The following is an 18,507-nucleotide window of genomic DNA, read 5'->3' as shown; positions in this document are numbered from 1 at the left end:
TCGTTTTTATCGCATTTTACAAAATGCGGAGGTGTTTCCATATGGCTCAAGACGAAAAACGATTTACGGTGGCAGGCACTGACATTGAAGAAGTGAAGAAAAAGAATGCCGATTCCGGAATGTCCTATAACGAAGCGAAAGAATGGCTCGCTCTGACGACCGGCGGACGAGGGACGAACATTTACAGCGACACAGACGTCGAAGAAGTTAAGCGGCAAAACAATCTATCGCAACAACGGACAGGGAAATAAATCCCCGGCCCGTTACCAACGCCAAGTACCGTCGACGGAGCCAAAACGGGAGCGTACAAACTGCTTTTCTTCAGCGGGGCTCATGAGCCTCGTCGCTCTTCCAACGGTTCCGTCTTCCCATTTCCACAGAAGGTTATGTTGGTCGACCGCCTGACTAAAATCTCCCCGTTCCCACGAATTCAACATCTTCCTGTAAAAAGCGTAATGTTCCAGCGATTCTTTTCGCTTTCGCACGATCGCGATCATCGCCTTGACGTTTTCCAACGTCATCGGTACCGCGCCCCACTTTTCGGAAGACACCACCTTTTGATGTGTCATTTCATGCAAAGTCCTCATGATTTCTGCTTCGGTCCACCGAGCATTTCTTTGCACACGCCCATTCTTTATCCGTTGCATCTTCCCGACTGATCCGAGCTTGCGACCTTCGCCGTTCTCATCCGCATTTAAGGTTGGCTTCTCGGTGTTTGACGTTCCTGTCTGCTCATGCGGCGCGTACAGGACCGCGTTCATGGCATAATACGACACTCCCCCGGTTATTACCAACAACAAAAGGATGATACCGGTCCAAATCGCTTTCTTTTTCAAAATACCGACCCCCCTAAATCATTTGACCCCTTATCATTATACAGGAAAGGAAATAACATCCAATGGGGATAGGGAATTCCATCTCAAACCGTACCGAAATGTCCGAGGGGTTCGTGTCTCATTTTTTATGAATACGGGAAATCCTGCGCGAAGTGGAAAGGCGCGTCACGTTAGCGGCCGGCCGAAAGAATTCGTAAAAGCAACGGAACAGCCCTTTGCGACGCACACATTCACATCTTTTTATTCGAATATTGCAAAGGATGAGAAAGGACTTATGCAAAGATGCGAACCGTCTATTATAACAGCGAGGAAGGATCCTTCTTCAGCCTGAAAGGGAAAGGCTTTCTATGGGGCGCCGACAATCAACAAGTTCATTTGTTGCAGTCTTGGACGTCGAACGTCGTGATCGCTGTGCCGGACCTTGCTTTTCACCAACATTTTTTTCGAATGGATTCCAACTATTTAGACAAACATTTATTTCGTTTAGGCTGGTCCGAATTCGGCGTGAAGAAATTTTTGAAAGACCATGACAAATACTTGCGCGACAGTTAAAAAATAAACACCGCCGGAACCTTTCGAGCTGTTGCGGACACTGCTTTCCAAGATTGGAATAAGGACTTTTTGTGCAAAAAAAGAACCAGGAGGCTCCTGGTTTTTTCCATTTACCCGCCGATCCAAATCCAATAGTACATGACATAAGCGATAATAATGCCGAGAATGGCGCCGGAATACACTTCGGCCGGTTTATGACCGAGCAATTCCTTCAAGTCGTTCTGTTTTTGATAGCCGGGCTTCTCCTGCCATTGTTTGAATTCGGTCACCAGATTCGCGAAATCTTTGCGCAGCTGGTTCAACAATGAAGCATGTTCTCCGGCCTGCCTGCGAACGCCTGCGGCATCGAACATCGTGATGATCGCAAACATCGCCGCAACGGCAAATACAGGAGACTCAAAACCGGTTTGAAGACCGACGGAGACGGCAAGAGCCGTTACCGCGCAGGAATGCGAGCTGGGCATGCCGCCATTGCTGATCAACAAGCCCCAATTCAACTTCTTCGCCACGACCAGGTGAATGGGAACTTTCAACACCTGAGCAAGGACTACCCCGATTAAAGCAGCCACGAACGCGAAATTATGAAAAATCAAGACGGCGCATCCTTTCCTTGGACTCTGCCTTCATTATAACAAAAAAACGCGCCAGTCGCGGTTAAACCTTTTCAAACAGCACCGCCGTCCCGATACCGCCTCCGCTGCCCATCGCCGCAAGAAAATACTGCGTTTCCGGGTTCCGCAACGCCTCGAAATACAACCTCGTCACCAATATCGCGCCAGACGCCCCGTACGGATGGCCGATGGCAATCGCACCGCCGTGCACGTTCAACCGGTCTTCCCGCAGCCCAAGCTCCTGCACGCACGCGGCCACCTTCGCCGCAAATGCCTCATTCAATTCCACCTGGTCGATCTCGTTCACACCCAACCCGTTCCGCGCCAACAACCGGCGTACCGCCGGCACCGGCGCGATCCCCGGATAGCGCGGATCGACGCCGGTCACCTCGCTGTCGACGAACCGCAGCACCGGCGCCAGCCCGCGCGCCTCCGCCATCCGCTCGCTCATCACGACGACCGCTCCCGCGCCGTCGTTCACGCCGCAGCTGTTCGCGGCCGTCACCGTCCCGCCGCTCACGAACACCGGCTTCGCTCGCTCCACGAGCCGCCGCATCTCCCGCTTCCGCCCGAACACCTCGTCCTCCCGGACGAGGCCGACGGGCACAAGCTCCTCCGCGAACACGCCAGCCTCGTGCGCCCGCCACGACCGCTCGTAACTCGCGAGCGCGAGCGCATCCTGGCGTTCCCGGCTGACGCCGTACTTCTCGGCGACGAGTTCCGCCGCCTCGCCCATCTCCGGATCGCCTAACGCATCCGGCGCGAACCGCGCCCGATGCGGAAACGGCGACCGGCTCGCGCTTTCCACGCCGCCCGCGATGTAGCATTCGCCCGCACCGCCCTGGACGAAGTAGCAGGCGGTGCGAATCGCTTCAAGGCCGGCGCTGCATTGCCGGTCGATCGTCATTCCGGTGACGCTGAGCGGAAGACCGGCATCGAGCGCGCATAAGCGGGCGACGTTGCCTCCCGGGCCGACGACGTTGCCGAGGATGACGTCGCAGACGTCATCCTCAATGCCGGCACTGACGTGCTGCAGCACCGGGCGGGCGAGTCCGTCGACGTCGACGTTCTTGAGAAGCCCGCCCTTGCGGCCGATCGGCGTCCGCTTGGCCCGCACAATGACTGCTTTATGCATGCTCGCTCACCTCGCTTTCAACGAGGGCCGCTAACCGGCGGCGATCGATCTTCCCGCCCGGCGTATGAGGCAGTTCATCGACGAAATGCCAGCGCCTCGGAATTTTATAGGCCGATAATCGCTGCTTGCACCAAGCCTGAAGCGACCTCCGAGTGCCCTCTCCCTTAACAACAGCCGTCACGAGCTGTCCCCAGTAATCGTCTGTCGTGCCGATCACCGCAGCTTCCTCGATGTCCGGATGCGCCTGAAGCACTGTTTCGACCTCCTCAGGAAAGACGTTGATGCCGCCGTACAAAATCATCATGTTTTCGCGTCCTTCAATATACAAATAACCATCCTCGTCCAAATAACCGATGTCGTCCACCGTATGCCAACCGTCCTGAGGCGGCTCGCGATGCTCCCCTAAATAACCGAGAAACGTCATGTCGCTTTTGACGAAAATTTTCCCCCGTTCAAACGGTGCGCACGTGCGATCATTGTTGCGAATTTCAAGCAGCACGTTATGAAACGGCTTGCCGACGGACTTCGGTTTGCGTTGGTGATCGTCCCCACTCAAGTAACTAACAAAGCTTAATTCCGAAGCCCCGTAAAATTCATACAGCTGGAGCCCTGGGAAACGGTCTTTCAAACGCTGTTTCGAAGCCGCTTGCCATTTCGCCCCGGAACTGATGATGCGGAAACGACGTTCAAGCGTCCGTTGCTCGCGCCCCAATGCTTCATTCATCGTAGGGACCGTGAAAACGGTGTCGGCTGTCCCGCGTTCAAGTTCATCCAACACGCGCCCCGCATTGAATTTTTCCAAAAGCACCACCGTTCCGCCAAAATATAACGTGCTAACAGCTCCATACAAAAAATGAGAATGAATGAGCTGCCCGGGAATGAGCACTTTGGCAGCAGGCGGCAGGTGAAAATCTTCGATGTTGCAGCGAAAGCTGTTCACCCACGAATCGTGCGCACGCAAAAAAGCCTTCGGGCGGCCGGTCGTCCCCGAAGTAAACCCCATATAAAAAGGCATCTTGTCCGCATCCTCGAGAGCGTCAACCGCCGAAGCCTCCAACATTTGTTTCTTGCAGTCATCTTCATGTATGACCGAAACCGGAAGGTCAATGAATTTTTCCGATAAAATTGCAGCCGTCACAACGAACGAAACTCCCGTCGCTTCCAGCCGCTCGCGCATTTCGCGCGGCTTCCATTTCGGGTCAAGCGGCACCGCCGTCCAACCGGCAGCCGCTGCCCCTGCAAAAAGCTGCAGGAACAACGGCCCGTTGTTCAGCAAAATGCCGATTCTTTTTTTCGGATCGTCATATGCAGCGAGCCAACCTGCCGTTTGGCTCACCGCTGCATGCCACTCGCGATAACTGTACGTCTCATCTTTGAAACGCAAAGCTGTCCGCTCCGCGAACCGCTCGGCGTAAATTTTATAAGAACCGGCAATGTTCATATCGTTGGAACTCCTTTAAGTCAACCTGCCTGTTTCATTGGACCTGCCTTGTCGTGAATCGACATATGCTTACGCACCCGCAACGCCAGATAGGACGCGACAACTGCTTTCAGCAAATCACCCGGAATGTACACGCTGCTAATAACGATAGCATGCCATAAGGAAATATCCATCATAAAAGCTTGATACGGAATCCCGATTGCATAAACGACCAGCACGCCGCCGAGAATATTCGCGGCGAGAAACCTCCAATATGTAGGTTTTTGCATGCGCGCCAACAGCAATCCGACGACAAAAGCAGCAATCGGATAAGCAATCAAGTAACCGCCGCTCACGCCGAAAAACACGGCGAGACCGCCTCTGCCCCCCGTCAAAACCGGAGCGCCCGCAGCCACGAGAGCCAAAAACAACAGTTGGCTCAACGCCCCGAGCCGCGCGCCGAGCATGCTTCCCGACAGCATTACCCCCATGTTTTGCAAAACGATCGGCACCGGGGTGAACGCCAGGTAGATTGCGGGTACGACCCCGAGCACCGCCATGATCGCCGTGAAAAGCGCGACATAAACCATGTGAATGACTTTCATGATTCCACCTCTGCTTCGATTAATATAAAATAAGTGTATAAGCTAGAAAAATTTGTGTCAACTGAAATAATAAATAGGTTAACTCATATAGGAGGCAGAAACGATGAAAAAGACCGGAATGGCGCAAAACCACCAGCGCCATCCGTTTGTCATGCTGGATGTGATGGAAGTGACGGAGGACGGCACGCGCGTGAGCGGGAGGAAGCGCGTGACGGCCGGCGACGCCGGCATGCCCGGCGGGCGCATGCCGGCCGGGCTTGTTCTGGAAGCGCTCGCGCAAACCGCCGGGCCGGTCCTTGACCGGGGCGGCGGGGCGCGGAGCGCGGAAGGGGCGGAAGCAGGAGCGAACGCTGCACCCGCCGCGGAGCGGTGGGTGCTGGCGGGAGTGGAGGCGTGCCGGATGGGGCGGCGCCGGCCGGAGGCCGGGGAGGCGATCGAGACGGAAGTCGAGGTGGTGCGGAGGCGAAGGGCGGCGGTGAAGGTGAGCGCGCGAGCGCGGGTGGGGGGCGTGATGATAGCGGAAGCGGAATTGCGGTTTGTGAGGATCGGCTGAGCCCGGTCGAACGAATTCGGGCGGGCGGCATAAAATGGCATCATCACTTGAAAAAGGGGGATGCCGGATGCCGTTACCGATTTTGCGCAACGGATCTACAGGACGATATGTGACGCGCTTGGAAAGAAATTTGAACGGACTTGCCTTGAATTACAACGGTTTTGTCGTCGACCGCCGCTTTGACGGCAGAACGAGAGATGCGGTGCGAAACTTTCAAGATCGTTTTCGTCTAGCACCAGACGGCATCGTGGGTCCGATCACGTGGCGCGTGCTTCTCGACAATGTGCGTGCGGTTCAGTCGCTTTTGCGGTCGCGCGGGTTTTCTCCCGGTCCCGTAGACGGCTGGTACGGACCGATGACGCGGTCTGCCGTGCTTCGATTTCAAGCCGCCAACGGACTTCGGCAAACCGGGATCGTCGATCCCCGGACGCGACAACGGCTGTTTAATCCGAGGGAAACGGGCCATTATGAACGGCGGCCGAGTTCTTCGGACATTGCCTCGCTTCACCCGACCGTAGCTGCCCAAGCAAGAAGGTTCTTGCGTCTGACGCGTGAGAACGGTCTGAATGTTCGTATTGCAAATGCATTTCGAAGTTGGAACGAACAAGACCGCTTGTATGCACGCGGGCGCACCGAGCCGGGAAGAATCGTGACGAACGCCATGGGCGGCGACTCGTTTCATAATTGGGGGCTCGCGTTCGATGCGTACCCGATTGTGAACGGCCGTGTATCAAACGACCTTAACCTTTACCGACGGATGGGTCGGCTCGGACAACAGGCGGGACTCGAATGGGGCGGAACGTTCCGAAGCATTAAAGATTTCCCGCATTTCCAGAACACGTTCCGCTTGAACACTTGGGATTTACTGAACGGCGTTCGACCCAGGTAATAAAAAATTTCCCGGGAAATGATGCTTTTTGTCGAAAGCGGAACCGCGTGATTCCCTAGAATTCCATGAATCACATCACGGTTTTCTCGACATTTCACTCCATGTCCGCAAGAAATTCGAAATCGGAAATTTTTCGGCCCGCGGCCGAAAATTCTCATCTTAGGATGTAAACACAACCACGACCCTTCTTTTGAACAGAAAGATCGTGGTGTGGTTTCAAATCGCTCACCAGAGTGCTTAATTCCCTTTAAAATCCCGTTTTTAGATGAAATCGCTCATGAGGAGCGCTATTTTCCGAAATTCCGGGGATTTCATTCGCGATTTCCCCCTTTTCCGGAAAATAGCGTGCTCAATGAGCGATTCTTTTCAAATCCTGCCTTTTTTTCTAAAATAACGTTTCTCATGAGCGATTCCGGAATACAGACGGCTAATGCAACTTAGGTCCCTCGCACTCAAACGGCCAATCGAAAAAAGCGTGTGGAGAAACCTTTCGTTTCTCTACACGAATCCTGCTTTTAATCTTCCGTCCGGCGGAACGGCCACCAGTTCGCTTTCCCGAATGTTTTTACCATCACTGGGATAAACAGCGGCAGCACGAACAAGTTATAAATCACCAAACCGGAAATAATGATCGTCGCAATTTCCATCAAGGAAACAACGCCGGATGGCATCATCGCTGCAAAAGTTCCGCCTAGAATAATGGCAGCAGACAAGATGACCGTTCCCATGTTTTTCATAGCTGTCAAAATCGCATCGGTAACGCGCAAATCCCGATTCTCGTTGAATCGATCCATCAAGAATATACTGTAATCGACACCGAGCGTAATCAGCATGACGAATCCAAAGAAAGGCACCGCCCAACTGATCCCCGAATATCCAAGGAAGTTAACGAAAATGAGCTCGCTGATTCCCATCGCCGTATAATAAGCCGCAACAAGCGATAACAAAATGTAAAGCGGCATGATGAACGACCTTAACAAGGCAATGAGAATCAGACCAATGCCAATCAGCATTAAAATCGCCGTCCGCGTATAATCGGCATTCGAGATTTCTCCCAAATCATTATACACGCTCGTAACCCCGCCAATACCGACCTTTGCATTTTCTAAAGAGGTACCCTCTGTTGCCCGATCAACGGCCGCTCGAATATGATCAATTTGCTCAATTGCCGTCGTCGAATACGGATTCACATCGAAAGTAACGTTAATCGACGTCAGTTTTCGGTCAGGCGACATGTAATGATCGATCGCCCGCTGGAATTCCTTGCTCTTCAACACTTGATCCGGAATGTAGAAGCCGGCGAGCGCACTGTTCGATTTCGCCAATTGTTTCAGAAAGCTTTGCGCTTCTGCCAACCCTTCCGAGACACGCTTCAACCCTTTGACGCTGCCCCCTAGACCTTCCGTCAGTCCCGACAGCTTATCGACAAGCTGATCAAATCCTTTCTGCAATTTGATCTGCCCGTTCTTTTCACTTTCCAAACCGTTCGACAACTTCGGCATTTCGTTAATCGCCGCCTGTTGACCTTCGTCAAGCTTCTTCAATCCGTTTCGCAACTGGGCGACGCCGGCTACCGCCTTTTGCAAGTTCTCCGCCAATTGCCGCTGTCCGGCCGTCAGCTGATCGAACGCTTGATTCGCATCGCTCATGTTCGCGATTAACGTGTTCAACTGGCCATTGACCGACGCAAACTTTTCATTCAGGTCCTTCGAGCTGTCAATGAGCAGCTCAGTTGCCTGAACCGCATACTGGTAGTTCGGATCACTTGTAATCTCTGGGTGATCTTGGCCGAGCTGTTTTAGTTTTTCATCGATTGTTCCCAGCTGGTCGTGAATTTGTTGTACACCCGCTTGCAGCTCACCGTAATGGTTCGCCAATTGATGAAGCCCTTGCTGCATTTGCTCGTACCCGTTCAACAGCTTTCTGCTTTCATCCGCGAGCCTTTCAGCTCCCTTTTCAGCCTCGGCTAAACCGTTCTGAAGCTGTGTACTCCCCTCGGCTCCGCGCTGCAAACCTGCCTCGATTCGCTGAAGGCCGTTCTTAAGATCTTGAACCCCTTCCTTCAAATTCGCGGTACCCGAGATGAGAGGTTCAAAGCTGTTAACCGCCGTTTCCAAATCCGGCAGCGACGCGGCAAGCTCGCCGCGCGCTTGTGCCAAACCGCCGCGAATTTTTCCGATGCCGTCACGAGCATCGGAAAGGCCGCCTTGCAGCGACTTCGCCTGCTTCGGAACGAGAAAATTTTCGATCGGCTCTCCTTCCGGACGCGTCACGCTTCGAACCGTTTGCACATGGTCAACTTTTTGCACCTCGCGCGAAATCGCTTCAATCGTTTGCAAATCCGAGCGTTCGTCCATTTTTTCATCGTTTTCGATCACGATTGTCGTCGGCATTAAAGCCCCGGGTCCGAAGACTTTCGAAATGTACTCGAATCCTTTAACAGACTTATAGTCGTCACCGATTTCTTCGATAAAATTGTAGCTTTTCAAATCGTCGTAAGTCAGCATGAAAGGGACGGTGGCACAGGCGACAAGCAGCAGTGAGAGCAGCGGACGCGCCAGCGCGAATCGACCCATGCCGCCCCAAAACCGGCTTTCGTGATGACCAAGCGCATGCCCGGACGGCCAAAACAATTTCGGTCCGAGCCAAAGCATGAAAATCGGAAGCAGCGTCGTCAAAGCAATCATTAAGACAGCAACGCCGATCGCCACTCCTGCTGCTGAGCGATACAGGCTGAAGGTCGACAAGCCGATCGTTGAAAAGCCGATCAATACAGCAACGCCGCTGAAAAACATCGTTCGTCCCGCATTTTTATACGTATGGACAATCGCGTCGGCAACGGAATCGTGTGCGGGCAATTCTTCCTTAAAGCGATTCAACAGCAAGATGCAATAATCCGTGCCGATGCCGAACAATACAGCAACGAGAAAAATTTGCGTGAAATTGGACACCGGAAACTGGACCGCTTCGACGAGAAAAGCAACGATCGCCTGCGTCGCGAGGAAAGTGATGCCTACCGTGACAAGCGGAAGCAGCGGCGCGATCAAGGATCGGAACACGAGCAGCAAAACGAGCAAGATGAAAATCAATGTCAGCCATTCCGTACGGTGCAGCCCTTCCTGGGTGCTTTCCATGTAGTCATCTTGAATCACCCAATTGCCGGTAACATAATGATCCACGGTGACACCCTTGAGCGCATCATACAGCAGCTGCTTTTCTTGTTGCATCGAGCGGCCTTCGAACTGAACGCGAACCATCGCAATGAGAGTCGTTTCGTCCTCGGAAACCAGTTTGTCACGCAGACCGGACTGATTGATCGGGTCCTGGATTGACGTAATCCCAAGCGACGACTTCTTGCGCTTTAACAAGGCGACAGCATGTTCCACTTCGTTGAGGTCCTGCTGCGATAGACCGTTTTTGTCGTGAAAAACGATCGGCGTCAAGGAAGAACCTTCCCGATGCTTTTCACGGTGAACGTGATCCAAAAGCGAAGAAGCCGTTGAGGACGGATAACCGTCGGGGACTTCCGGCTGTCCATTTTCGCGGACGAGATCGGACAGATTCGGAGCCGTTATAAGAAGAATCGTCAAGGCGACGACCCACGCAAGCAATACGAAGCCTTTCGCTTTCAACAACATTTTCATGGAGGAATCACCTGGATGCTATGAAAATATGAAACAGAAAGTTGTGAAATCTAAAAATATGATACAATTGACTCATATAAAACTGTATATAAGGTTGAACACGATGTCAACCGAAATCAAACATGTGAAACAGGAGAGGATGGTATGTATCGCATCAAGGAAGACAAACGTTCTGTGCAATCGTGCCGGTTAATTTACGAAGCCTTGACCGACCTTATGCGAACGACGGAGTTTCAAGAAATTACCGTTCAAAAACTCACTGCTCATGCCGGTGTCGGAAGAGCCACCTTTTACAGATACTTCGACGGCATTGAGGATGTGCTGAGAATGAAATGCGATGAAACGTTTGCACAGTTGTACGACTATCTCTTATCGTTTTGTCGAGAGACCGCACCAACCGAGGAAACCGGCTATTTTCCTTTTTTAAAACCGTATTTGCGATTTTGGTACATACATTCAACGATCATCGAACAGTTAATGCAAGCGAATCTGCTTCATGTTTTCGGAGAAGCCTTCGTTGATTTGGCGAATCACTATCCGCCGTTGCTTCCAGAAACCGAAAATGCGAAAATCATCAGCCGGCATTTCGACTACTTCCTCGCCATACGCAAAGGGATCGCCATAAACATCTTGACGGAATGGATTCGAAACGGCAAAAATCTCCCGCCCGACGACCTTGCCGACCTTGTCATCGCCCAATTCAATGCCGAAGTACAACTGCTTTTCTAAAAAAAAACGGCGTGATCCTGACTCGGATCACGCAGGCGCGGTTTTCTTTCGCGCTTTTTCTTTTGCAATTTGTTTGCTTCGCAGCTGCCCGCATGCGGCATCGATGTCCGTCCCGTGTTCCGTTCGGACGCCGCAGTTCACCCCTTCTTTAAGCAGCGTTTCATAGAAGCCGAGAATCGCGTCCTTCTCGCTCCGATCATACGGATGGTCGCCGACCGGATTATACGGAATCAAGTTCACGTAGGACAGCTTTCGTTTGTCTTTCAGCAGCTGTGCGAGTTGCCGCGCTTCTTTTTTATGATCGTTCACGTCTTTCAACAAAATGTATTCAAACGTGATCCGGCGATTCGTCTTTTTCAAATAATAATCGACCGCAGCCATCACTTTCTCAATCGGATAAGCGCGGTTGATCTTCATGATACGCGTCCGCAGCTCATTGTTCGGCGCATGCAGTGACACCGCCAAATTCACTTGCATATCCTCATCCGCAAAATCGTAAATCTTCGGCGCGAGCCCGCTCGTCGATACCGTGATATGACGCGCACCGATCGACAAACCTTTCTGGTCATTGACGACTCGCAAAAAGTTCATCGTGTTGGCATAGTTGTCAAAAGGCTCGCCGATGCCCATCACAACGATGTGACTCACACGCTCGTCTTTGCCTGCGGCATCGAGATGGTGCTGCACCTTCATGATTTGCTCAACGATCTCACCTGCGTCGAGATCGCGATTTTTCGCCAAAATCCCGCTCGCGCAAAAGCTGCAGCCAATGTTGCAGCCGACTTGCGTCGTCACACAGACCGACAATCCGTAATTGAAACGCATCAGTACCGTTTCAATCACGTTGCCGTCCGCAAGCTTGAACAAGAACTTGATCGTTCCGTCTTTCGACTGCTGCTTCACTTCTTCGGTGAGCGTCTCAATCTCGAAATGCTCCTCAAGCAGCTCGATGCAAGACGCATTCACGTTCTTCATGTCCGCAAACCGGGTCACTCTTTTTTTATAAAGCCATTCCCATACTTGCGTCGCGCGAAATTTCTTCTCACCGCGTTCGACAAGCCAAGAGGTCAGTTCGTCTTTTGTTAATCCGTAAATGGATCGTTTCATGATAAACCCTCATTTCAAATCAAACCGTGTAGGCTTTCCCCATCCTTAAATTATAACAACGGAACGGCAGGTTTAAAAGCAAACGACCCTTAACGAAAACTGAAGCCGAAGAAAAGAAGACCCCCAAAAACCGGAGTCTTCCCTGCCTGTAAGATTATTTCTGTAAAAACACCTTAACCGGGTCCAATGCCAGCGGAATGTTGGCCGACAGGTGACCAAAGTGGACTTTAATGACGGTATCCTCCACACTCAAACTTTCGAAATCGTTCATGTCAAAGGTATTGCGAAATCGCAATTCATCCCTGCTTAACACTTTTGTCGTGTGTGGCTTCGGCAATTGAAACACATTTTTTTCGGATTTCTTTACCAGAGTGACACCATTGCGAGCAAAATTTTTATAAAAGACGAATCCCTTGCCGTACCGTTTTCCGCCATTTACTTGAAAATCAAACGTGACTTTATCCGCTTTCACTTTAATCCGTTCCACTTCCACGGAAAAGTTTTGTCTTTCCGTTTTCACGAACGCGGGCACGCTCTCATCCAATTCAACAAACTGATCCTTCGCATACAACGCGATGTCCGGATGGATTTCTAAAAACTCCGACTTCCCGATAAGATTTTTCGGGAGAATCGAACGGCTTTGCACAATTTCTTTTCCGTCGACGATCTTTGACGTAAGTTCAATTCCGTCAGAAACGATGCGCACTTGACGTCCTTTGTCATCGTAAATTCTCAACCGAACTTGATCATTAATATCAGCCGCAGGAAAAGAAGCTGTATAATTCAATGCCGAAGAAGATTTTCCGGACACAAGTGAATCAAAACGAACCTTCAAATCTCCGTCTTCGCTGCTCGTTGTCTGTTGAAATTTTATCACTTCATACGGCAATTGTTGGATCGGCACGTTAAAGTTCCATTTCCCTTTTTGATCCCCGATTTGCAGGAATGTTACCGGGACCGTGGCGTGCTTTGGCAAATCCACCTTTGGATAGTTGAACCGAATGTGCCCGATGTAGCCGTCTTTCGTCTTTTTCGTTGCGGCCAACTCTTTGCTGTCATCGATGTTTGGATCCCCGCCAAAGATCTCATAAAAGGCGAACAACTCTCGTTTGGATTCCGGTTTCGGTTGGATATCCCCTTTCGCCTTAAATGTTATGCCAATGACGGAGCCGTCATAGTAAGCACTCGTAATCGAAACGTCGATGCCGTGATCGGACGCCTGCTCGTTGAGCATTGTCACCAATTGTTGGGAGGCTAAATCGTTGCCGATTGAATCATTTCCGTATAATTTCCCTAACAAAGGAACATCCGCCATCACATGGCCCACCGCGGGATTAAAAAATCCGAGTGAGAGAAACAACACTGCCGCTGCTGCGATGGAAGCAATGGTTGCCGGGACACGTTTCTTTTTCCGCTGCACACGGCGTTCCGATTCAACACGTCCGATCCCTTTCCGGATCGCCGTTGCCACATCGTCTTTCGGAACCTCAATCTTTTCGATCGGTTCATGAAATTCCTGCTTGTTCATAGCCGCCTGCCCCTCCTAACCTTCTTTTCAAGTCGCGTTTTGCCCGAGACAAATACGTTTTCACCGTATTTTCCGGGACATCCATGATGGCCGCAATCTCTTTGATTTTCAAATCTTCATAGTAATAAAGGACAACGGCCGTTTGATAGTCCCTTTTCAAATGGTTTACGGCATCTGCCAAATCTAATCGATGAGCGTGGTCCGGCTGTTTGCCGTCTTCCATTTGCCGCTCCATCCAATGGTCCACCGGCAGCTCTTTCTTCTTTTTGTCCAAAACTTCATACGCACAATGAATGAGAATTCGGGTGATCCAGGTAAGAAAGTACTTTGGATTTTTCAATTGACCGATCGAACGAAAAGCATTATAGGCCGTCTCTTGAACAATATCGAGTGCATCCTGGCGGTTCCCCGTATATAGGTAAGCGGTGCGGTAAAGCCTTTCGCTGTGTGTTTCAAGCAGTTGTTGAAAAGCTTCGCCGTTCCCCTTCCTCGCTTCTTTAACAAGCTTCCATTGCTCCATCACTGACCTCCTTTCGACCATTAGAGGGACTTAGGCTGCTGGAAAGTTTCATTTTTCTGCCGGTATCCATAAAAAAAGCACCCATAAATTGGGTACGTTTCCCTGCTTTATTCTAAAACCCACTTGCCTTAACTGTCCTTATCGCGATAGATCGCTTGATTCGCAGTGTTCGACCGATACTCCGAACGAGAACGAGGCGTTCTTCCTTCGAGCATATCGTCATACGGTGTGTAATTGTTGGGGGGCAGCTTCTTTTTCCTGAAAAAATTGAAACACATGACCGAGGGAATCCCGATGATAAACGCGAAAGCCATAATGTATTCCGTTAAATTGTACAGTTTTTCGAGTACGTACAAGTGCTTCACCTTCCTCCAACGTTCCTTTCATTCCATTATAAGGGAACTTGATCAAAAATGACAGATTTTTTCGTCAGCATGCAAATAAGGAACCTCCGCTTAAGGAAGTTCCTTGTTTTTTCTCACGAAGTATAAATCCTGCGAAGACCCGGATTCATTGGGGGGATCGATTTTTTTCACGCTGACACCGACTTGAAGGTGTTGCTTTCCGCCGATATAAATGCCTTTCACCGGCACGATATCTTGATAATCCCGGCCAACAGCCAGGCGTATATGCTGGTCTTTAGCGATAACGTTATTTGTCGGATCAAAGCCCACCCATCCAATGTTAGGTAAGGCAATCTCCACCCAAGCATGTGTCGCGGCATCACCACGCATCGCTGAGTTTTCGTCGACATAAATATAACCGCTGACGTAACGAGCTGGAATTCCACGATGCCGACAGAGTGCCAACATCACATGCGTGTAGTCTTGGCAAACCCCTTCTTCGTTGTTCAGCACCTCTTCTGCCTTCGTTTCAACCGTCGTTGCACCCGGCACATATGTGAAAGTCTCATATAAATACGTATTGACTCGATTAACAAAGTCGTGCGGATCTTTGGATTGCTCCCAAATTTTGTCCGTTACGGCTTCGATTTTCGCCTGGTCAATCGTCGTATAGTCGGTTTGAACCAAGAATTCGGCATACTCTTGTTTAAAAGCATCCGAATCAAACATCTGCAGCATCTCCTCGTTGAATGAAGGAGACGGCGGTATCTGTTTTTTACATACTTCGACGACGGAATGCGTTTCGATCATTAACTTGTCATGGGATTCCCAAATGTAAAACGTCTCTACGTGATTTCCCCAATAATCGTTATGGATATAGCACGTTGCTTCCGGATCAATGGTCACGTCAAAAGAAAGACACTTTTGTTCATGGTCTTCGATCGGTTTCAAGCGAAATTGATTAATGCTGTGGCTCACTGATCCCTCGTAGGTAAAATGATTGGTTTGACGAATCTCGTATTTCATAATGCCGGCAGCGCTCCCAAATAATAAGTTTTGAGAATCAATTGTCCAATTTCATTAAAGCGGTTTCGCAAATTATGCAAGAAACCCTGCAACTCTTCATACGGCTGCTGATCGACCGAAAACGCCAGAAGATCCGCTTTTAATTGATTTAATAATTGGTACAACTCCAAGGAGTAGGCATGCACTTCACCGTTTTCATGTTCCATAAAAGCCTCCATGAGCCGATCCATACAGAAAGAAATGGAACGCGGAAAGACAGGATCAACAATGAGAAAATAAATCACACGTTCCCCGTTGATAAAGGACCGATGTTTCTTTAAAAAAGCGTCATGGCCGCTGACCGATTGCAATACAGCCCACCAATGGTGATAATCGACAATTTTTTGATGGGCTTGCGCCGTATTTGTGCGATGGTAATACACGTCCAAAATACGGGCCATCTTATCCGCGCGTTCTAAGTATTTACCCATTTGGATGAATAAATAAGCCTCGTCACGCGGCATCGTGGCTTCAATGATGCCTTGAAGGCGCAATGACTGATTTTTGACCCGCTTCAAGAAGTCCGTTATATTTTCTTTATTTAAGTTCTGTTCGGAGGCTCGCCGAATATCCCAATAAGACGTGTTGATCAATTCCCATAATTCTTGCGGAATGATTTCCCGAATCACTCTGGCGTTATCCCTGCTGATCTGGATGCTTTTCAAAATGGAGTTGCCATTCTTATCGGAAAAAGTGATGAAATCTAATGCGTTTTCGGCATTCATATCCGCATAATGGTTAGTAAATAGATTCGGATCTCCGCAAATTTGAACCATGTCCGACCAGTTTTGATCGTCCTTCGAATGTTTATCGACGTTCTCCAACAAGCTGATCCATTTCATTTCGATCAAGCGCGTGTTATTCTCGGCACGCTCAACGTTTCGTGACAACCAATACAACGAATTGGCAACCCGGCTTAACATTCGCTTTCCCCCCCGCTGAATTTAATCATGCAGCACCCATGTGTCTTTTACACCGCCGCCTTGAGAAGAGTTGACGACGAGCGATCCTTTTTTCAATGCGACGCGCGTCAAACCTCCTGGAAACACCTTCGGTTCATCTCCGTTAAACACGAATGCTCTTAAATCGACATGACAGCTGTTAAATCGATCGGTTTGAAAGGATGGAGACCGGGACAGCTTGATGGTCGGCTGGGCGATGAAAGTATCTGGATTTTGCTTGATCAGTTGGCGAAACTTCTCAATTTCTTCCGGCTCCGCATGAGGACCAATCAACATCCCGTAGCCTCCAGAACCGTTTTTTTGCTTGACGACAAGTTCGTCAAGATGATCCAAAACATAGGCTCTTACGTCAGGGTCGTTCAAGTAATACGTTTCAACATTTTGAATTAAAGGTTCTTCATTCAAATAATAACGAATCATGTCAGGAACGTAATGGTAGACCGCTTTGTCGTCGGCCACACCGTTCCCGATCGCATTTAAAACCGAGACGTTTCCCGCTCTATATGCATCCATTAACCCAGGCACACCCAACAAGGAATCCCCGCGGAATTCAAGTGGATCGATAAATTCATCATCGATTCTTCGATAGATGACATCCACTTGCTGTAGTCCTTTCGTTGTTTTCATATAAACTTTCCGATTGGAAACAAGCATATCCTGTCCTTCGACGAGCTCGATTCCCATTTGTTGAGCCAAAAACATATGGTCGTAATAAGCGGAATTGTATATGCCCGGCGTCAGCAACACCACTTTCGGATCTATCGTTCCGTCGGGGGAAAAATATTGCAGCGAGGCGAGTAAATCGGAAAACTGCTGCTCCAGCGGCCGAACTGAATAATTTTGAAAAAATTCCGGAAACGTCTTCCGCATGACAAAACGGCTCTGAAAAACGTAGGAAAGCCCGGACGGATTTCGCAAATTATCTTCAAGGACACGATAGTTTCCATTTTCATCGCGAATCAGATCAATGCCGGCCATGAAAATATGTTTTCCTCGTGGAAATCTCGTGTTGACCATCTGGTGAAAAAAATGCGGGCAATTCACAACCAAATCCCGCGGAACCACGCCGTCTTTCAAAATATGGCCATCGTGATAAATATCCTCGAGAAAAGCATCCAATGCCCGAATACGTTGCTTCAATCCGACTTCCAACTCGTTCCACTCGTCTTGAGGAATAATCCGGGGAACGAAATCAAACGGAATCGTTCGCTCAATTCCCTCATTTCCTGAATAAACCGTGAACGTAATCCCGTTGAAAAGAAAATCGGATTGTGCGAGATCATAACGCTCTTTCAGCTCTTTCGCTGACATCTCATTGATTTTCGTATAAAACAAATCATAATGTTTTCTCGGAACACCTTTAGTTTCCATCATTTCATCAAAATAATGGCGAACCACGTAATCTGTCAGCATACCGCCAAACCTCCTTATTTTTATTTTATTATTTCGAACGGGATCACTTGTCTAAAGTGACATGTTCCTCAATCTTTCCACATGCTTAAAACCATTGGAGATTCGAAATTTGAACGATGGGAAGCTTTTCAGAGGGGTTTATTTCTTGAACATTCCGATAAATTTATCGATATCAAAATGATTATTCTTTTAAACTTACCCTTTTTTTTGAAAAATGAAACGAATTGAAGGAGGAAAATACTGCAGGAATGGACAGCCCACAATACATGAAACTAAGAAACGCTATTACATGTGCTTCAACTGCAAAAATGAGACTTGTCACAACAACATATCGTTCACTTCCCCGTCTACAAAATCCTCTAATTCATTCTATTATGCTATTGATTATCGCATACGTCTATCTCAATGTTCCATTTTAACGCAAATCACGAACTTAAATAAACATTTATGAAACCATGACTTTTGATACATCAAAATCAACCCCCAAAGAAATATAGTAGAAAAGAACCATTAATAAGTTAGTCAACAAGTAATGATTATTTTCCTATTTTTACCATCTGCTCATTACAAAACTGTCGGGCAGGCAAAACATGC

Annotated in this window: 17 protein-coding genes; 5 read left to right on the top strand and 12 right to left on the bottom strand. The window is 49.4% G+C overall.

From position 1 onward, the window contains the following. Window positions 1–41 precede the first annotated feature (41 nt). Window positions 42–251, top strand: coding sequence for a gamma-type small acid-soluble spore protein (locus tag VFK44_09625; GenBank protein HET7628633.1), 210 nt, complete (start codon window positions 42–44; stop codon window positions 249–251). Between the two features lie 12 nt (window positions 252–263). Here the strand turns inward: VFK44_09625 and VFK44_09620 are convergent, their stop codons facing one another. Next, a complete protein-coding gene (locus VFK44_09620) occupies window positions 264–836 on the bottom strand; it encodes a DUF6241 domain-containing protein (protein HET7628632.1) in 573 nt (190 codons plus the stop codon). A gap of 282 nt (window positions 837–1,118) precedes the next feature. On the opposite strand from VFK44_09620, the gene VFK44_09615 reads away from it, so the two are divergent. Beyond that, window positions 1,119–1,388 carry a hypothetical protein gene (locus VFK44_09615; GenBank protein HET7628631.1) on the top strand — a complete coding sequence of 90 codons (270 nt, stop codon included), beginning with the start codon at window positions 1,119–1,121 and terminating at the stop codon, window positions 1,386–1,388. A 110-nt stretch (window positions 1,389–1,498) separates the two neighbouring features. On the opposite strand, the gene VFK44_09610 is transcribed toward VFK44_09615, so the two are convergent. From VFK44_09610 to VFK44_09595, 4 genes are all read right to left on the bottom strand, one after another. Beyond that, window positions 1,499–1,981 carry a divergent PAP2 family protein gene (locus VFK44_09610; protein ID HET7628630.1) on the bottom strand — a complete coding sequence of 161 codons (483 nt, stop codon included), beginning with the start codon at window positions 1,979–1,981 and terminating at the stop codon, window positions 1,499–1,501. A gap of 61 nt (window positions 1,982–2,042) precedes the next feature. After that, a complete protein-coding gene (locus VFK44_09605; GenBank protein ID HET7628629.1) occupies window positions 2,043–3,134 on the bottom strand; it encodes an acetyl-CoA C-acyltransferase in 1,092 nt (363 codons plus the stop codon). Beyond that, window positions 3,127–4,575 (bottom strand): AMP-binding protein, encoded by a 1,449-nt coding sequence (locus VFK44_09600; GenBank protein HET7628628.1) that lies wholly within the window; start codon window positions 4,573–4,575, stop codon window positions 3,127–3,129. Before VFK44_09600 ends, VFK44_09605 begins: the two co-directional genes overlap by 8 nt. A gap of 20 nt (window positions 4,576–4,595) precedes the next feature. Beyond that, window positions 4,596–5,159 (bottom strand): biotin transporter BioY, encoded by a 564-nt coding sequence (locus VFK44_09595; protein HET7628627.1) that lies wholly within the window; start codon window positions 5,157–5,159, stop codon window positions 4,596–4,598. A gap of 103 nt (window positions 5,160–5,262) precedes the next feature. Here VFK44_09595 and VFK44_09590 point away from each other — a divergent pair, with 103 nt between their 5' ends. After that, window positions 5,263–5,712 (top strand): hypothetical protein, encoded by a 450-nt coding sequence (locus VFK44_09590; protein ID HET7628626.1) that lies wholly within the window; start codon window positions 5,263–5,265, stop codon window positions 5,710–5,712. A gap of 67 nt (window positions 5,713–5,779) precedes the next feature. After that, window positions 5,780–6,601, top strand: coding sequence for a peptidoglycan-binding protein (locus VFK44_09585; GenBank protein ID HET7628625.1), 822 nt, complete (start codon window positions 5,780–5,782; stop codon window positions 6,599–6,601). 515 nt (window positions 6,602–7,116) lie between these two features. Here VFK44_09585 and VFK44_09580 read toward each other — a convergent pair. Continuing rightward, entirely contained in the window at window positions 7,117–10,245 is a 3,129-nt protein-coding gene (locus VFK44_09580) for an MMPL family transporter (protein HET7628624.1), read from the bottom strand. 144 nt (window positions 10,246–10,389) lie between these two features. Here VFK44_09580 and VFK44_09575 point away from each other — a divergent pair, with 144 nt between their 5' ends. Beyond that, window positions 10,390–10,974 (top strand): TetR/AcrR family transcriptional regulator, encoded by a 585-nt coding sequence (locus VFK44_09575; protein HET7628623.1) that lies wholly within the window; start codon window positions 10,390–10,392, stop codon window positions 10,972–10,974. Window positions 10,975–11,001: 27 nt separating this feature from the next. Here VFK44_09575 and rlmN read toward each other — a convergent pair whose 3' ends face one another. From rlmN to VFK44_09545, 6 genes are all read right to left on the bottom strand, one after another. Further along, entirely contained in the window at window positions 11,002–12,081 is a 1,080-nt protein-coding gene (gene rlmN / locus VFK44_09570; GenBank protein ID HET7628622.1) for a 23S rRNA (adenine(2503)-C(2))-methyltransferase RlmN, read from the bottom strand. 154 nt (window positions 12,082–12,235) lie between these two features. Next, window positions 12,236–13,609, bottom strand: a complete 1,374-nt coding sequence (locus VFK44_09565) for a DUF4179 domain-containing protein (protein ID HET7628621.1) — start codon at window positions 13,607–13,609, stop codon at window positions 12,236–12,238. Beyond that, window positions 13,587–14,129 (bottom strand): sigma-70 family RNA polymerase sigma factor, encoded by a 543-nt coding sequence (locus tag VFK44_09560; GenBank protein ID HET7628620.1) that lies wholly within the window; start codon window positions 14,127–14,129, stop codon window positions 13,587–13,589. Before VFK44_09560 ends, VFK44_09565 begins: the two co-directional genes overlap by 23 nt. A 455-nt stretch (window positions 14,130–14,584) precedes the next feature. Next, on the bottom strand, window positions 14,585–15,499 hold the full coding sequence (locus VFK44_09555) for a transglutaminase family protein (protein HET7628619.1): 915 nt from the start codon (window positions 15,497–15,499) through the stop codon (window positions 14,585–14,587). Next, window positions 15,496–16,461: an alpha-E domain-containing protein gene (locus VFK44_09550; protein ID HET7628618.1), complete on the bottom strand. Its 966-nt coding sequence runs from the start codon at window positions 16,459–16,461 to the stop codon at window positions 15,496–15,498. The genes VFK44_09555 and VFK44_09550 overlap by 4 nt, the downstream gene beginning before the upstream one ends. 21 nt (window positions 16,462–16,482) lie before the next feature. Continuing rightward, window positions 16,483–17,913, bottom strand: a complete 1,431-nt coding sequence (locus VFK44_09545) for a circularly permuted type 2 ATP-grasp protein (GenBank protein ID HET7628617.1) — start codon at window positions 17,911–17,913, stop codon at window positions 16,483–16,485. Window positions 17,914–18,507 lie beyond the last annotated feature (594 nt).

Source organism: Bacillales bacterium (genome assembly GCA_035700025.1).
GTDB lineage: Bacteria > Bacillota > Bacilli > Bacillales > DASSOY01 > DASSOY01.
This window is presented reverse-complemented; position numbering and strand designations above follow the sequence as displayed.

Coding starts and splice junctions, on each gene's coding strand:
- rlmN (HET7628622.1), bottom strand. CDS start 12,081: ATGAAACGATCCATTTACGGATTAACAAAAGACGAACTGACCTCTTGG.
- VFK44_09575 (HET7628623.1), top strand. CDS start 10,390: ATGTATCGCATCAAGGAAGACAAACGTTCTGTGCAATCGTGCCGGTTA.
- VFK44_09625 (HET7628633.1), top strand. CDS start 42: ATGGCTCAAGACGAAAAACGATTTACGGTGGCAGGCACTGACATTGAA.
- VFK44_09550 (HET7628618.1), bottom strand. CDS start 16,461: ATGTTAAGCCGGGTTGCCAATTCGTTGTATTGGTTGTCACGAAACGTT.
- VFK44_09585 (HET7628625.1), top strand. CDS start 5,780: ATGCCGTTACCGATTTTGCGCAACGGATCTACAGGACGATATGTGACG.
- VFK44_09580 (HET7628624.1), bottom strand. CDS start 10,245: ATGAAAATGTTGTTGAAAGCGAAAGGCTTCGTATTGCTTGCGTGGGTC.
- VFK44_09560 (HET7628620.1), bottom strand. CDS start 14,129: ATGGAGCAATGGAAGCTTGTTAAAGAAGCGAGGAAGGGGAACGGCGAA.
- VFK44_09615 (HET7628631.1), top strand. CDS start 1,119: ATGCGAACCGTCTATTATAACAGCGAGGAAGGATCCTTCTTCAGCCTG.
- VFK44_09590 (HET7628626.1), top strand. CDS start 5,263: ATGAAAAAGACCGGAATGGCGCAAAACCACCAGCGCCATCCGTTTGTC.
- VFK44_09545 (HET7628617.1), bottom strand. CDS start 17,913: ATGCTGACAGATTACGTGGTTCGCCATTATTTTGATGAAATGATGGAA.
- VFK44_09555 (HET7628619.1), bottom strand. CDS start 15,499: ATGAAATACGAGATTCGTCAAACCAATCATTTTACCTACGAGGGATCA.
- VFK44_09605 (HET7628629.1), bottom strand. CDS start 3,134: ATGCATAAAGCAGTCATTGTGCGGGCCAAGCGGACGCCGATCGGCCGC.
- VFK44_09565 (HET7628621.1), bottom strand. CDS start 13,609: ATGAACAAGCAGGAATTTCATGAACCGATCGAAAAGATTGAGGTTCCG.
- VFK44_09600 (HET7628628.1), bottom strand. CDS start 4,575: ATGAACATTGCCGGTTCTTATAAAATTTACGCCGAGCGGTTCGCGGAG.
- VFK44_09595 (HET7628627.1), bottom strand. CDS start 5,159: ATGAAAGTCATTCACATGGTTTATGTCGCGCTTTTCACGGCGATCATG.